Source organism: Paradevosia shaoguanensis (genome assembly GCF_016801025.1).
Classification (GTDB): Bacteria; Pseudomonadota; Alphaproteobacteria; order Rhizobiales; family Devosiaceae; genus Paradevosia; species Paradevosia shaoguanensis.
In genome coordinates, this window is sequence record NZ_CP068983.1 from 2,720,483 (window position 1) to 2,736,499 (window position 16,017).

At 63.4% G+C, this 16,017-nt stretch carries 13 protein-coding genes; all 13 read left to right on the forward strand.

Annotation, left to right across the window (positions count from 1 at the left end; genetic code table 11):
• The first annotated feature begins 33 nt into the window (after positions 1 to 33).
• The 13 genes from JNE37_RS12905 to JNE37_RS12965 all read left to right on the forward strand — a co-directional run bounded on the left by JNE37_RS12905 (position 34) and on the right by JNE37_RS12965 (position 16,008).
• Positions 34 to 477, forward strand: coding sequence for a hypothetical protein (locus JNE37_RS12905; protein WP_035034562.1), 444 nt, complete (start codon positions 34 to 36; stop codon positions 475 to 477).
• A gap of 65 nt (positions 478 to 542) precedes the next feature.
• Positions 543 to 1,073, forward strand: a complete 531-nt coding sequence (locus tag JNE37_RS12910; protein WP_203063163.1) for a redoxin family protein — start codon at positions 543 to 545, stop codon at positions 1,071 to 1,073.
• 101 nt (positions 1,074 to 1,174) lie between these two features.
• The gene (locus JNE37_RS12915; protein ID WP_203063165.1) at positions 1,175 to 1,888 is read left to right on the forward strand and encodes an ABC transporter ATP-binding protein; all 714 of its coding nucleotides are present in this window, start codon (positions 1,175 to 1,177) and stop codon (positions 1,886 to 1,888) included.
• Positions 1,885 to 3,180 (forward strand): FtsX-like permease family protein, encoded by a 1,296-nt coding sequence (locus JNE37_RS12920; protein ID WP_203063167.1) that lies wholly within the window; start codon positions 1,885 to 1,887, stop codon positions 3,178 to 3,180. Before JNE37_RS12915 ends, JNE37_RS12920 begins: the two co-directional genes overlap by 4 nt.
• Before the next feature lie 111 nt (positions 3,181 to 3,291).
• Positions 3,292 to 4,323 (forward strand): LysR family transcriptional regulator, encoded by a 1,032-nt coding sequence (locus JNE37_RS12925; protein ID WP_081840624.1) that lies wholly within the window; start codon positions 3,292 to 3,294, stop codon positions 4,321 to 4,323.
• Between the two features lie 35 nt (positions 4,324 to 4,358).
• Positions 4,359 to 5,264 (forward strand): amino acid ABC transporter substrate-binding protein, encoded by a 906-nt coding sequence (locus JNE37_RS12930; RefSeq protein WP_035034558.1) that lies wholly within the window; start codon positions 4,359 to 4,361, stop codon positions 5,262 to 5,264.
• A 92-nt stretch (positions 5,265 to 5,356) separates the two neighbouring features.
• Complete coding sequence (locus tag JNE37_RS12935) at positions 5,357 to 6,091, forward strand: amino acid ABC transporter permease (RefSeq protein WP_035034555.1); 735 nt, start codon at positions 5,357 to 5,359, stop codon at positions 6,089 to 6,091.
• Positions 6,092 to 6,100: 9 nt separating this feature from the next.
• The gene (locus JNE37_RS12940; RefSeq protein WP_035034551.1) at positions 6,101 to 6,793 is read left to right on the forward strand and encodes an amino acid ABC transporter permease; all 693 of its coding nucleotides are present in this window, start codon (positions 6,101 to 6,103) and stop codon (positions 6,791 to 6,793) included.
• Between the two features lie 10 nt (positions 6,794 to 6,803).
• Complete coding sequence (locus JNE37_RS12945) at positions 6,804 to 7,532, forward strand: amino acid ABC transporter ATP-binding protein (RefSeq protein WP_035091242.1); 729 nt, start codon at positions 6,804 to 6,806, stop codon at positions 7,530 to 7,532.
• 98 nt (positions 7,533 to 7,630) lie between these two features.
• Positions 7,631 to 9,058 carry an aspartate ammonia-lyase gene (locus JNE37_RS12950; RefSeq protein ID WP_203063169.1) on the forward strand — a complete coding sequence of 476 codons (1,428 nt, stop codon included), beginning with the start codon at positions 7,631 to 7,633 and terminating at the stop codon, positions 9,056 to 9,058.
• 202 nt (positions 9,059 to 9,260) lie between these two features.
• Entirely contained in the window at positions 9,261 to 14,429 is a 5,169-nt protein-coding gene (locus tag JNE37_RS12955; RefSeq protein WP_203063170.1) for a DUF4082 domain-containing protein, read from the forward strand.
• Positions 14,430 to 15,698: a GTP-binding protein gene (locus JNE37_RS12960; protein WP_203063172.1), complete on the forward strand. Its 1,269-nt coding sequence runs from the start codon at positions 14,430 to 14,432 to the stop codon at positions 15,696 to 15,698.
• The gene (locus JNE37_RS12965) at positions 15,688 to 16,008 is read left to right on the forward strand and encodes a hypothetical protein (RefSeq protein WP_035034543.1); all 321 of its coding nucleotides are present in this window, start codon (positions 15,688 to 15,690) and stop codon (positions 16,006 to 16,008) included. Before JNE37_RS12960 ends, JNE37_RS12965 begins: the two co-directional genes overlap by 11 nt.
• Positions 16,009 to 16,017: the final 9 nt, after the last annotated feature.

The window sequence follows — 16,017 nt, forward strand, 5'->3', positions numbered from 1 at the left end:
CTGTCTCTTTCGCAATTAGAGGGAGATTGCAGAATGATTACACGTCGTACCTTTGGTGCCGGCCTTGTGGGGCTTTCCGCCCTGCCGCTGCTGTCGACGCCGAGCCGCGCCGAAACGCCCCGCATCCGCATGGGCATGCTCTATGACTACGACAAGGACATGGCCTTTTCCGATACGGCCAACGAGCTTGCCGGTTCGGTCGTCGAGATCCAGGGCTTCATGGCGCCGCACCTCAAGGTGGATTCGGATTTCTTCATCCTGTCGAACCAGCCGGTCGATACCTGCCCCTTCTGCGAAAGCGAAGACGCATGGATCGACACCATCATTTTCGTGGTGATGCGCGAGCGGCAGGAAGCGATCAATCCGGGTACGCTGATCTGGACGCGTGGCACGCTCGATATCGGGCCGGCTGTCGATGAAGCCACCGGTTTCGTGAGCCGCGTCCGTCTGCTGGACGCCGATTTCTACCGCGCCTGAGGTCAGGCAGCGGCCGGAATGCGTGGGGCATTCGCGGGCCGCTTGAGCAGTAGAGTTTTTCGGCGATGGCACCGATCAAGACTATTGCTGCGGCCCTGGCCGTGGCAGCAGCCGTCTTCGGTCTGTGGTGGTTCACCAGCATGGGCAGCCGGCAGGTCATGGCGATCGATGCGCCGCTGCCAGGCTTTGCACTCGAAGCGATCGAGGGAGTTGAGGGTTCCGGCTTCGACCAGTCTGCGCTCAAGGGCCGGGTAACGCTGCTCAATGCCTTTGCCAGCTGGTGCATTCCCTGCCGCGCGGAGCACCCGCTTCTGGTGGAGATAGCGGGCAGGGGGGACGTCACCGTTCTGGGCATGAACGTTGCCGATCTGCCCGAGAGCGCCGTGGCATTCCTCGATGAACTGGGGAACCCCTATCTGCGGGTCGGAGCCGACCCGAACAAGACCGTTGCCAACCGACTTGGGCTGGTTGGCCTGCCACACACTTTCATTGTCGACCCGGAAGGCCACCTGCTGATGAGCCGTCCCGGGCCGATCGACCGAAAATTCCTGGAAGTCGACCTGCCCAGGATCCTGGCCGGCACCGCCCATCGCTGAGGCTTATGCAGAATTCGCATTGGCCATGCGTGAAATGGATTGCTAGCGTTTTTGCAATGGTGGCCCACCGACACGGTGGGCAGAGGAGGCACCTAAATTCAATGATACGGCTTACGAATATATCTGCGCGCTTTGTCGATCCCATGGGAGGGGAGATACAGGCGCTGCAATCAGTATCACTGCAATTCGAACCTGGTAATTTCTACACGATCATTGGGCCGTCGGGTTCCGGCAAAACCACTCTTCTGCACATCATTGCAGCTATACTTAAGCCGAGCTCGGGCGACGTTCATGTTGGTGACGTCGAATTGGGCAAGCTGAATGAGGGCCGGCGCGACGCGTGGCGGCGCCAGAATTGTGGCCTCATCTTTCAGGATTTTCGTCTCATCGAGGAATTAGGCCCGCTGGCCAATGTGTTAGTGCCTTCCTGGTTCACCAGCATGGTGACCAGGCCGGCCATGCGCAGCCGCGCCGAGGCGCTGCTGTCCCATTTCAAGGTTCCGTCGCGCTCCGGCCCGGTGGCGGCATTGTCGCGTGGGCAGCAGCAGCGCATCGCCATGGCGCGCGCACTTCTACTTGAGCCCGAGATCATTCTGGCCGACGAACCGACTGCGAGCGTCGACAAGGCAAATGCCGAATTGATCATCGAGGAAATGCATAACCTCGCGCGTCAGCGGAAGACAGTGATCTGCGTCAGCCATGACGAGCGCGTGGCTCGTCGGGCCGATCATGTGTTCGAAATCGAAGACGGGCGCCTGGTGCGCGACAGGGACGAGGCTGCGCCGCGGGTGGCTGCCGAGGGGGTGTCGTCGTGAACCCCTGGCCGATCGTCCTCGCTGCGCTCAAGCGCTATCGCTATACCGTTCTCGCCTTCGTCGTGCTCATCGTGGCCGGCACGGCGCTGTCCGTTGCCATTATCTCGCAGGAGCGTGCCCTCAGGAGCGGCAGCGCCCAGGCGGCCGAGAAGTTCGACGTCGTCGTGGCCCCGGTCGCCAGCAAGACAGATGCCTTGCTGACCTCGGTCTACCTGCAGCCCGGTTCTTCGCGGCTGCTGTCACCCGAGATGACAACCAGAGTGCTCAACGACGAGCGCGCTGCCTTCGCTTCTCCGCTCGCATTCGGCGACAGCTATCGTCGCGCGCCGCTGGTGGGTGCGACTGCGCCGCTGGTGACGCATCTCTCCAATTCCGCGCTGCCGGAAGGCCGTGTCTTCGAAAAGATGACCGAGGCCGTCATCGGCTCGGCCGTCGATCTCAAGCTCGGCGACACGTTCAGCCCAAGCCACGGCACCCATGAGGGCGCCGATCTCGATCATGCCGAAGGGCATGATGTGGAGATCACCATTGTCGGCCGCATGGCGCCGACGGGTTCGCCCTGGGACCGCGCCATCGTCGTGCCGGTGGAACTCGTCTGGGATACGCATGGCCTGCTGCATGACCATGACGAAGACGAGGTCGCGGCCGGTGCTGCGACGGTAGCCGCCGATGACCACGAGCATGAAGGGCATCACCATGATGGCCATGAGCATGCCGACCATCCGATCGGCGGCCCCTATCTTGCAGGAGAAACGCCAGGCATTCCGGCGGCCGTGCTCAAGGCCGGCACCGTGGCGGACGCCTACCGGCTCCGGCAGGACTACAACACCGATGAGTCCATGGCCTTCTTCCCGGCCGAGGTGTTGATCCAGCTCTACCAGACGCTGGGCGACGTGCGGCAGCTCATGACCGTCATGGCCCTGGTGACCCAGGCGCTGGTGATGCTCTCGATCGTGGCCAGCGTACTGATCCTCTTCCGCCTGCTCCTGCCGCAATTCGTGACGCTGCGGGCGATCGGGGCACCCAAACTCTACATCTTCTTTATCGCCTGGGGGTTCGTCGCGGTGCTCTTCACAGCAGGCGTCGCGATTGGGCTGGGAGCCGGCTACCTCCTCTCGAGGGGCCTCAGCGCCATAATCCAGCAGCAGATCGGCATCGCGCTGACCCCATCGATCGGCCAGCAGGAAATGCTGCTTGCCCTGAGCATCTGGGTGCTCGGCCTCGTCATCGCCCTACTGCCTGCATGGCACCTGCAACGTCGGCCGCTTGCCGAAGCAATGAAGGCCTACTGACCACACATGCCGGCAATAGCAGCGCTGATCAACAACTCAGAAAACAGCATCAAGGGGGATCGCCTACGGGCGGTCCTGGAGGAAGCAAGACAAGGACGGAGGGCGGATCCGATGGACATAGGCTGGCTACAGGATTTCCTGACCCTTGCCGACGTAAGGAACTTCACCAAGGCAGCTGAGAAGCGCAACTCATCGCAGGCGGCGTTCAGCCGCCGCGTGCAGGGGCTGGAGGCCTGGCTGGGCGTGTCGCTGGTCGATCGGAGCATCTTTCCGATCGAGCTGACGCCCGAAGGCGAGCGGTTCCGCGAGCATGCGAGCGACATTCTCGGGCAGATGCTCGACGCACGGATTTCGATCTCGCAGGGTTCGGTGTCGCGGCACGATCATATCTCGATCGCATTGCCGCATGCCCTGGCCACCGGGCGTTTCGCCGAATGGTGGGGTCGCTGGACGCAGGACCTGTCGCTGACCTGCAACGTGATGCCGGGCAATGTCGGCGATGCCGTCAATGCCATGATCTCGGGCGCGGCCGACATCCTCATCTACTACCACAACCCGCAGCAGCCGCTGCATCTCGATACGCGGCGCTACGAGCAGATCAAGATCGGCAATGAAAGCCTGAGGCCCTACGGGGCACGGCACCTGGTCGAATCCGGCGCGCTGACGCTTCCTCCGGCCTGGGCCAGCCAGCCGATGCCGATGCTGGCCTATGGGGCGGACAGTTATCTCGCCCGGATGGTCGACCTCATCTTCGACTCGCGGCCGACCAAGGTGCGCCGCGTGCGCATCGGGGTGAGCAACATGTCCGAAGTGCTGCGGGAAATGGCGATCGCCGGCCACGGCATCGCCTGGCTGCCGGAATCGGTGATGGACGAGAGCGCCAGCGAGAAGCTGGCGCCGATCGGGGACGAGGGCTGGTCGATGTCGCTGTCGGTCATGGCCTACCGCGACCGCAACCAGGACAAGGCCGCCATCCAGAGATTGTGGGCGCAGATCAAGGAACACGAGGGTCCTGCGAACGCGCCCACCGGAGACAAGCGCGGTGCGCTCGAAGCCCGCGCGGTGACAACCAGAAAAGGGAGAGAACGACGCGAACCGTATCTGTCGCCGAGCACGACTCGGCTGCGAACAAACCGGGCCTAACCCGGCCGACTAACCTCTAGGGAGTAAACCTCATAATGCTGAAGAAAGTTATCGCCGTTTCCGCGGCAACCCTCATGATCGCCGCCCCGGCTGCCGCACAGGATCTCACCGGCACCCTGGCCAAGATCAAGGAAACCGGCACCATTGCACTGGGCCACCGCGATTCCTCGCTGCCGTTCTCGTACTATGACGACAAGCAGCAGGTCGTGGGCTATGCGATCGACCTGTGCCTGAACATCGCGGATGCGGTGAAGAAGCACCTGGGCATGGACGAGCTCAAGATCGAGATGGTTCCGGAGACCCCGGCGACCCGTATTCCGCTGCTCGCCAACGGCACGATCGACCTCGAATGCGGCTCGACGACCAATAACGAAGAGCGCCAGACCCAGGTCGGCTTCACGATGACCCATTACGTGGTTTCGCCGCGTTACGTCAGCAAGGCTGTCAACAATCTCAAGACCCTCGAAGACCTCAAGGGCAAGACGATCGTTTCGACCGCCGGCACGACCCCGCTCAAGCTCATCACCGAGCTCAATGCGGAACAGAACCTGGGCATCAACATCCTCTCGGCCAAGGACCATGCCGAGGCGTTCCTGATGGTCGAGACCGACCGCGCCGTCGCCTTCTTCATGGACGACATCCTGCTCTACAGCCTTGCTGCGAACTCCAAGGATCCGTCGGCCTATGTGATCACCGAAGAGGCCTATGGTATCGAGCCCTACGGCATCATGCTCCGTCGCGATGACCCGGACTTCAAGGCCGTCGTCGATGCGGCCATGACTGAGTACTACACGAGCGGCGCGATCAAGGCGACGTACGACAAGTGGTTCCTGCAGCCGATCCCGCCGCGTGACGTGAATCTCAACGTTCCGATGAGCGCAGCCTTTGCAGCCGTCGTGGCCAAGCCCACCGACAGCCCGAACCCGGACGATTACCGCTAGGCCAATGAAGGGAGCGCCCGCCCCCGCGGGCGCTCTCGCACCCCGCCTTTCCGGCGCCCGCGCGCGCCGCCCAATCGCTTTGCGGAACGCCAATGAATTACAATTGGAACTGGACGATCTACTGGGCGCCTTCGCCAGAAGGTAACGGCACATATTTCGATATGCTGCTGACCGGCCTGCAGTGGACCATCGTGACAGCGCTCGCCTCGTGGGTCATCGCCTTTTGCCTGGGTGTACTCGTGGGCGTGCTGCGTACGCTGCCCAACCGCTGGGCCAAGCTCTTCGGCGAGTGCTATGTTGAGCTTTTCCGGAACATCCCGCTCCTGGTGCAGATGTTCCTCTGGTACTTCGTGCTGCCGGAACTGCTGCCTGCGAGCGCGGGGACCTGGCTCAAGCAGCTGCCCAACGCGCCTTTCTACACCGCCACGATCTGCCTCGGTCTCTATACCTCTGCGCGCGTCGCGGTGCAGGTGCAGGCCGGTGTCGAGGCGCTGTCGCGAGGCCAGCGCATGGCCGGGCTCGCCATCGGCCTGACGCTGCCGCAGACCTATCGCTACGTGCTGCTGCCCATGGCGCTTCGTATCGTGGTCCCGCCGTTGACCTCCGAATTCCTCAACAACCTCAAGAACACCTCGGTCGGCCTCACCATCGGCCTGCTGGAGCTCACTTCGCGTACCCGCACGATGCAGGAATATTCGTTCCAGGTGTTCGAGGCCTTCACCGCCGCGACCATCCTCTACCTCGTGCTCAACATGTGCGTGGTGTGGGTGTCGCGCCGTATCGAAGCCCGTGTCGCCGTTCCCGGCCTCATCTCGGTCAAGAAGTAGGGGCGGGTCATGTTTGCCAATTTCGATTTCGACGTCATCTACCGCTCGCTCAGCTACGTGCTGCTGGAAGGCTTGCGCCTGACGCTGATCCTGACAGTGCTCGCCACCCTCGGCGGCCTCGTGCTCGGCACGCTCCTCGCCCTCATGCGACTGAGCAGCAACAAGGTGCTCTCCTGGATCTCGGCGACCTACGTCAACGTCTTCCGGTCGCTGCCGCTGCTGCTCGTGATCTTCTGGTTCTATTTCCTCGTGCCCTATATCGGGCAGTGGGTCACCGGCTCGTCGCGGCCGATGCAGGTGGGCGCGTTCTATTCGGCGCTCATCACCTTCATCCTCTTCGAGGCGGCCTATTTCGCCGAGATCATGCGTGCGGGCATCCAGTCCATCTCCAAGGGGCAGGTCAGCGCCGGCTATGCCATCGGCCTGCGTTATTCGCAGGTGATGCGCTACGTCGTGCTGCCGCAGGCGCTCCGCAACATGAGCCCGGTGCTGCTGACGCAGACCATCATCCTCTTCCAGGACACCTCGCTGGTCTATGTGCTGTCGGTGACGGACCTGCTCGGCGCCGCCTCCAAGATCGCCCAGCGCGATTTCCGAATTGTAGAAATGTACCTGTTCGCCGCCCTGGTCTATTTCGTGATTTCGTTCGCGGCCTCTCAACTCGTTCGCGCCCTGCGCAAGCGAATTGCAATCGTTCGATAGTGGAGCCGTCATGATCGAAATCAACGACATCAGCAAATGGTACGGTCAGTTCCAGGTTCTCAAGAACTGCACGACCAGCGTCAAGAAGAGCGAAGTGGTCGTGGTCTGCGGCCCGTCCGGCTCGGGCAAGTCGACCCTGATCAAGACGGTCAACGCGCTTGAGGACATCCAGTCCGGCACGATCATCGTCGATGGCATCAAGGTCAACGACCGCAAGACGGACCTGCCCAAGCTGCGCTCGCGTGTGGGCATGGTGTTCCAGCACTTCGAACTCTTCCCGCACCTCTCGATCGTCGACAATCTCTGCCTCGGGCCGATGAAGGTCCTCGGCAAGAGCCGGGAGGAGGCGCGCACGACCGCAATGACGCTGCTCGATCGCGTCGGCATCCGTGCGCATGCCGAGAAGTTTCCGGGCCAGCTTTCCGGTGGCCAGCAGCAGCGCGTGGCTATCGCACGCGGCCTGGCGATGAACCCCATCGCGATGCTCTTCGACGAGCCCACTTCGGCGCTCGATCCGGAAATGATCAACGAGGTGCTCGACGTGATGGTCGAGCTGGCCCGCGAGGGCATGACGATGATGGTGGTGACCCACGAAATGGGCTTTGCCCGCAAGGTGGCTGACAGGATCATCTTTATGGATGCCGGCGAGATCGTCGAGGACGCGACCAAGGACGAGTTCTTCAACAGTCCGCGCAGCGATCGCGCCCAGGCGTTCCTGTCCAAGATTCTGTCGCACTAGCAGCGACCAGCCATACACAACCAATGCTCGCGCGCTCCGTCTCGGAGCGTGCCGGCTTCGCACATCCTGAATTTTGAAGTCAGACCCCCGAGGAGAGAATGGCAAACACCGGCAAAATCTTCCGCAGCGAAGAGGATAGCCTGGGATCGATCGACGTACCGGCGCATGCGCTTTGGGGGGCGCAAACGCAACGAGCGGTCGAGAACTTCGCCATATCGGGTATCCGGATCGGCCAGTTCGATACCCTGATCGTGGCGCTGGGGATGATCAAGAAGGCCGCGGCTTGCGCCAATGGCAAGCTTGGGGCGCTGGCGCCTGAAAAGGTGGCGGCCATCGAGACGGCCTGCAATGCGCTCATTGCAGGTGGGCACAGAAGGGCGTTCCCGATCGACGCCATCCAGGGCGGCGCCGGTACGTCGGTCAACATGAACGTCAACGAGGTCATTGCCAACCTCGCCAATGAGAAGGCGGGGCAGGGGCGGGGAAGCTACGGCTTCATCCACCCCAATGACGACGTCAACCGCGCGCAGTCGACGAACGATGTCTACCCTTCGGCGGTAAAGCTCTCGCTGGTGCTGGCCTCGAAGAGGCTCGAAGTCGTGCTCGAAAAGCTGGCGGCGAGTTTCGAGGATCGGGCCGGCGCCTTTGCTGGCGTGGTCAAGCTGGGGCGTACGCAATTGCAGGACGCCGTGCCCATGACGCTCGGTCAGGAATTCGGTGCCTTCGCCACGACGCTCCGCAAGGATGTGGCGGCGATCCGCGCGGCGGTGCCGGCGCTTTGCGAGCTCAACCTCGGCGGCACGGCGGTCGGCACGGGACTCAATGCGCCTGAGGGCTATGCGGCTATCGTGATCGAGGAACTGGCCGGGATTTCCGGCCTGCCGGTGCAACTTGCCGCGGATATGCTGGAAGCGAGCTGGGACATGGGGGCTTTCGTTTCCTTGTCCGGGCTGCTCAAGCGCATCGCCACCAAGCTTTCCAAGATCGCCAACGACCTGCGCCTGCTGTCGAGCGGACCCCGGGGCGGGATCGGCGAAATCCGCCTGCCGGAAGTGCAGCCGGGCTCTTCGATCATGCCGGGCAAGGTGAACCCGGTGATCCCCGAAGTGGTCAACCAGGTCTGCTTCCAGGTGATGGGCAACGACGTGGCCATCACCATGGCGGCCGAGGCCGGGCAATTGCAGCTCAACGCGATGGAGCCGCTGATCGCCTTCAACCTCCATGTATCGCTGCAATTGCTGGAGCGGGCGATCATCACGTTCGACGAGCGTTGCGTCTCGGGTATCGTTGCCGATGGGGCGCGGTGCAGGGCGCACCTCGATGCGAGCGTGGTGACGGCGACGGCTCTGGTGCCGGTTATCGGCTACAGGCGCAGCGCGCGTCTCGCCAAGGACGCTCTGACCAAGCACCGCACGGTGAGCGAGCTGGCGCTCGAGGAAAACCTGATCGGTCCCAATGGCCTGGCGCTCCTGGATCCGATGAAACTGGCCTTCCCGCATGCCGGTCCACCAGCGGGCGAAAGCTGAGTCAGCCTCAAGAAAGCCCGCCTCCACCGGCGGGCTTTCTGTTTTTGGCCAGTCCCTATGGGTTACTCCAAAAGGGGGAGGGGGCACTTAGTTCGATAGCCGGTGTCGGTCAAATTGCGAACTTTTCCCAAGGCGTAGCAGAGGCGCAAATATCGAACATTGACGAGAATCCTGGGGCGCGCCGGAGACGGCGCGAAGGGCTATGCTCAAGCGCGGCGGCAAGGACGACGACGAATTCCTCAGTATTTCAGGCGGCGGGCTAGGCGCGCCAGCACCGGATGCGGCAGCCCCCAAGGCGCCGAGCGATCCGGCGCCAAGCGCCTCGAGTTCGGCATCGGCCGCCAGCGGCGGCACCGACGTGCCGCTGATCCTGCAGCTCTTCGGGCAGACAGCCTCGTCATCGGGAACCGACGGTCAGTCGAAGGATAGCTCGTACGCCCCGCAGGGAGGGCAGGCGTCCGGGTCGATGGGGGGCGGTGGAGTGGTGCTCACCGCCCTTACCGTCGATGCGGCTGCGATATCGCTCCCTGATGCGGTGAGCTTCGATGCCATGGCCGGAGCCATGGCCAAGACCGTCTCGCTCAACATCGAGCTGAGCCCGGCTCCGGATGCCACCGGCTCGGATGGCGCAGCGCCGCTCACGGCGCTTGCTGCCACGCCGCAATCGGTGACCGCGCTCAGCGGCGGCACCAGCACGACGACGACGCTCAACAGGATCGCGCTCGAAAACCTCAAGCAGGGCACGCCGCGCGAAGTCTGGGCGCTGCGGTCCGATATCGGCGACGCCAACATCCAGGGCTTTGCGACCGAGATCAGCACCAATGTCGGCGGGACGGTGAGCTTCAAGATCGCCACCGACTCCACCCATTACCGGCTCGAAATCTACCGCATGGGCTATTACGGCGGCGACGGCGCCCGCCTGGTCGACGTGGTCGACAAACAATTGAGCAGCGCGCAGATTCAGCCGCACCCGATCGTGGATGCGAGCATCGGGCTGATCGATGCGGGTAACTGGTCGGTTTCGGCCTCCTGGGATATCCCGGCCGATGCGGTTTCGGGCGTCTATTTTGCCAAGCTCGTGCGCGAGGACGGGACGGCCGGCGAGAATATCATTCCCTTCGTCGTGCGCGACGACTCCTCGCATAGCGACATCGTCTTCCAGACCTCGGACACGACCTGGCAGGCCTATAACCCCTGGGGCGGTTCGAACCTTTATGGCGGTACGACCCCGCTCAATCCGGCCGACATGATCGCCTACATGCCGCCCAATTGCGGTTGCGGGCTGGGCGCGATCGGGCGTGGCTATGCGGTGAGCTACAACCGTCCGATCATCACCAATACCTCGACTGGATTCTTGGCAGCGGGACCGCAGGACTTCGTGTTCAGCGAGGAATTCCCCGCCATCCAGTGGCTGGAGCAGAACGGGTACGACGTTTCCTACGTCTCGGGCGTCGACGTTGCGCGCTCGCAAGGCCTGCTGCTAAACCATCAGGTCTATCTTTCGGTCGGCCACGACGAATACTGGTCGGGCGAGCAGCGCGCCAATGTGACGGCGGCGCGCGATGCGGGCGTCAACCTGGCGTTCTGGGGCGGCAATGACTGCTACTGGAAGGTGCAGTGGAACGAGAGCATCGACGGGAACGGCACGCCCTACCGCACGATGACCTGCTACAAGGACACCTGGGCGAATACCGACATCAACCCGGCTGCCGGCTCGACCGCGACCTGGCGCGATACGCGCTTTGCCGATCCGGGCCAGGAGCCGGAAAATTCGCTGATCGGGACCATGTTCTCGGTCGACTCGTGGCGGACGGATACGATCTCCATTCCCTACGAGATGACGCAGTTGCGCTTCTGGCGGAACACGGCGATCTCCAACACTCTGCCCGGGCAGAGTGGCCAGCTCGTCAACGGGCTGCTGGGCTACGAGTGGAACTCGGACGTCGATAACGGCTTCCGCCCGGCCGGTCTTATCAACCTGTCGCTGTCCAATATCGCGGTCGACACGTACCTACTCGACTACGGCAACACGGTCGGGCCGGGCAACGCCACGCACAGCCTCACCATGTATCGCGACCAGCAGAGCGGGGCGTTGGTGTTCAGCGCCGGCTCGGTCATGTGGTCGTGGGGTCTCAATGCCCAGCACGAGCTTGAGGGCGTGCCGGTCGACCCCAACGTGCAGCAGGCCATGGTCAACATGTTCGCCGATATGGGCGTGCAGCCGACCACGCTCGATGCCAGCCTGATGCTTGCCTCGCAGTCGACCGATCACCAGGCGCCGGTGGCTTCCGTCACCAGCCCACAGGCCGGCGCTGCCTATACCGAGGGCCAACGGTTTACCATCACCGGCACCGCCCAGGACCTGGGCGGCGGGCGCGTGGCGGGGATCGAGGTTTCCGTCGATGGCGGGACAACGTGGCGCAAGGCCGATGGCACGACGAACTGGAGCTATACCTGGATCGCGCAGGCCAGCGGCACCTACAACATCGTGGCGCGAGCGACCGACGACAGCCTCAATATCGGCGCGGCCTCGACGGGCACGCAGATCCAGGTGACGCTGCCGTCCACTTCCAGCCTCTGGACCTATGCCAACAAGCCGGTCAATGCGCTCGAATACGAGCGCAACTCGGTGGAGCTGGGCGTCAAGTTCTCCTCGGCGACCGGTGGTACGATCGACGGCATCCGCTTCTACAAGGGTCCGCTCAATATCGGCACCCATACGGGTAGCCTGTGGACGAGCACGGGCACGCTTCTCGCCACGGGAACGTTCAGCAACGAGTCCTCGGGCGGCTGGCAGACGCTGATGTTCACGACCCCGATTACCGTGCAGGCGGGGCAACTCTACATCGCGTCCTATCACACGAGCGGCTATTACTCGGCCGATACCGGCTACTTCAACACCACCTACCAGAGCGGCCTGCTTTCCTCCCCGATCGGGGCGGGTGTCTATGTCTATGGCACGGGTGGCGATTTCCCGGGGCAGAGCAGCGACACCAATTACTGGGTGGACGTGGTCTTCACCTCGACCGCGGTCAACACGGTGCCTGTCGCACACGACGACAATGTTCGGGGCGGCTGGAACGTACCGCTGGTGCTGTCGGCGGCACAATTGCTCGGCAACGATACCGATGCCGACGGCGATGCGCTGCGCATCCTCTCGGTCGGCAATGCCACCCACGGCACTGTCGCCTTCGACAGCGTCAACAACGCGGTGACCTATACGCCCGATAGCGGTTATTCGGGCGCGGGGACTTTCACCTATACGATCAGTGACGGACGTGGCGGTACCTCGACGGCGACGGTCAATGTCGACGTCAAGCAGGGCATTGTCGGCGCCAGCCTCTTCTCGGCGGCCAATGCGCCTTCCGGTCCGCCGCAGCAGGATCCCGGTGCGGTCGAGCTCGGCGTCAAGTTCACCGTCTCGATGGACGGCACCATTACCGGCATCCGCTATTACAAGAGCGCGCAGGATACCGGTACGCATACCGGCTCGCTCTGGACCTCGACCGGCGTGCTGCTCGCCACCGCGACCTTCAGCAACGAGACGGCCAGCGGCTGGCAGACACTGACCTTCGCCAATCCCATCTCGGTGACGGCCAATACAACCTATGTCGCGAGCTATCACTCGAACGGCTACTACGTTGCCGATGGCGGATATTTCAACGCGAACCATACGTCAGGCCCGCTTACGGCGCTTTCGAGCGCAACGGCCGGGGGCAACGGCGTTTTCACCTATGGCTCGACCAGCCAGTTCCCGACGGGGACTTACGGGGCGGCGAACTATTGGGTCGATGTCACCTTCGACAGCCTGACGGGCGGCAACCACAATCCGGTGGCGGCGAACGACAGCGGGTTCAACACGAATACCAACACGCCGATCGTCATCGCCGTGTCCTCGCTCCTCGCCAACGACCACGACGCCGATGGCGACCCGCTGACGGTGACCGGCGTTTCCGGCGCCAGTCATGGCAGCGTGAGCTTCGATGCCGTCGCGGGCACCGTGACCTTTACCCCCGATGCCGGCTATTTCGGCGCCGGCGGGTTCAGCTACACGGTTTCGGACGGCAAGGGTGGCACGGCTTCGGCGGCAGTCGAAGTGCAGGTGACCTCGGCGACTTCGGGCACGACCCTTTTCGGCGCGTCCGATGGGTCTTCCGCGGCGCAATCGGGTGATCCGGGTGCGGTGGAGCTGGGCGTCAAGTTCCTGGTTTCGGCCACCGGCACCATTACCGGCATCCGCTACTACAAGAGTGCGCAGGACTCCGGCACGCATACCGGTTCGCTCTGGACCTCGACCGGCACGCTGCTCGCCAGCGCCACCTTCGCCAACGAATCCTCGAGCGGCTGGCAGATGGTCTATTTCTCGAGCCCGGTGACGGTGAGCGCGGGAGCGACCTACGTGGCCTCGTTCCATTCAAACGGCTACTACGTCGCGACCAACAACTATTTCGCGACCGATCATACGAGCGGAGCGCTGACGGCCCCCGCCGGCAGCAACGGCGTCTATGCCTATGGCTCGACCTCGCAATTCCCGACGCAGAGCTACAGCAACAGCAATTACTGGGTCGACGTGGTCTACCAGCAGGCCGTCAATTCCAACCCGGTGGCCAATAACGATACCGGTCTGACGGCGGTGCAGAATTCGGCGCTGGTGATCGCGGCCAATACACTTCTCGCCAACGACACCGATGCCGATGGCGATCCGCTTTCGATCACAGGCGTCTCGGGCGCCAACCATGGCAGCGTCAGCTACAATGCGGTGAACAAGACTATCACCTTCACGCCCGACAGCGGCTATGCCGGGGCAGCGAACTTCACCTATGCGATCTCGGATGGTCGCGGCGGCACGTCTTCGGCGACGGTTTCGCTGCAGGTCGAGGCGCAGCAGAGCGGGGCGGGACAGAGCCTCTTCGCCGATACGGCGGCGCCGACCCAGTTCTACCAGGATAACACCCCGGTCCAGCTCGGCATGACGTTCCAGGCCGATGTGGCGGGCACCATAACCGGCATCCGCTTCTACAAGGCGGCGAACGACAATGGGCCGCATACGGCCAATCTCTGGACCTCGACCGGCACGCAGCTGGCGAGCGCTACCACGACCAGCGAGAGCGCGAGCGGCTGGCAGACGGTGATGCTGACGCAGCCGGTGTCGATCTCGGCCAATACGCAATACGTGGTTTCCTACGGATCGCAGGGGACCTATGGGGCAACGGGCGATTTCTTCAGCGCCCAGCTCACCAGCGGTCACCTCAGCGCACCGAGCGGCGCCAACGGGCTCTACGCCTATGGTACGGGCGACGTGTTCCCGACGTCGAGCTTCAACAAGACCAATTACTACGTCGACGTCATCTTCCAGCCGCTGGCGGCCTAGATGCAGAATCTCGAACGCACCAGCGGCAAGCTCCCCGTCACAGTGCTCACCGGCTTTCTCGGCGCCGGCAAGACGACGCTGCTCAATCATGTGCTGATGAACCGCGAAGGCCTGCGGGTGGCGGTGATCGTCAACGACATGAGCCAGGTCAATATCGATGCCGACCTGGTGCGTGACGGCGGGGCGGGACTGTCGCGGACGGAAGAGACGCTGGTCGAGCTGACCAATGGCTGCATCTGCTGCACGCTGCGGGAGGACCTCCTCACCGAGGTGCGGCGGCTGGCGGCAGAGAAACGGTTCGACTACCTCCTCATCGAGGCGACCGGCATTGCCGAGCCGCTGCCGATCGCGGCCACCTTCTCCTTCCGCGACGTGACGGGATTGGCGCTGGCCGATTTCGCGCGGCTGGATTCGATGGTGACGGTGGTCGACGCGGCCAACCTCCTTGCCGACTATTCGGGCAGCGACATGCTGCGCGATCGCGGCGAAGTGCGGGCGGCAGACGATGAGCGGACGATCATCGACCTCCTGGTCGAGCAGATCGAGTTCGCCGACGTGGTGGTCATCAACAAGATCTCGAGCGTGGCCACGAGCCGCGTCGCCGAGGTGCGACGGATCGTCAAGGCGCTCAATCCGGATGCACGGGTGGTCGAGACCGATTTCGGCAACGTGCCGTTGCGGCAGGTGCTCGATACCGGGCTTTTCAGCGAGGCGAAGGCCGCGACCCACCCGCTCTGGCACAAGGAATTGTTCAATCCGCAAGGGCATGTGCCCGAGACCGAGGAATACGGGATTTCGAGCTTCGTCTACCGCGCCCGCGCGCCGTTCCATCCCGAGCGGTTCCATGCGCAGGTAAAGCGTGGCTGGCCGGGCGTCATTCGCGCCAAGGGGCATTTCTGGATCGCGACGCGGCCGGAATGGGCCGGCGTGCTGTCCGTCGCCGGAGCACAGAGCCGGTGCGAGGCCAAGGGCTATTGGTGGGCGGCGGTGCCGCGCCAGCAATGGCCGGTCCATCCACAATTCAGGACGCTGCTCGATCGGCACTGGACCGAGCAATGGGGCGATCGGCGCCAGGAGCTGGTGTTTATCGGCACGGCGCTGGACCGCGAGGCGATCACCGCTTCGCTCGATGCCTGCCTCATGGCCGATGACGGCTTCCAGCCCGAAAGCTGGCGGGCGCTCGATGATCCGCTGCCGGCCTGGCAGCAGCCCAATCCGCTTGCCCATACCCATTCCATTTCTCACGCAGGAGCAAACCATGCACGATGAACTCTATGCCGATGGCGTCGGCGAGATCACCGTTACCGGCTCGATCGTCCGCATCAATCTCGTGAGCCTGTCGCCCACCGAGAAGGACGAGCACGGCAATCCCCGCGCCGTCTTCCGGCAGCGGATTGTGATGCCGGTCGATGCCTTCGCCAACGCGGTCGACCTGATGCAGAAGGCGCAGGCCGGACTGGTCGAGGCCGGTGCGATCCGTCGCCTCAACGACCTGATGCCCAAGGCCGACGAGGCTGCGCCGCAGGTCGAGACCAGCGCCGCGCCGCCCGCGCCCAACGCTTCGCCCAATTTCAACTAGCGCGTTCCT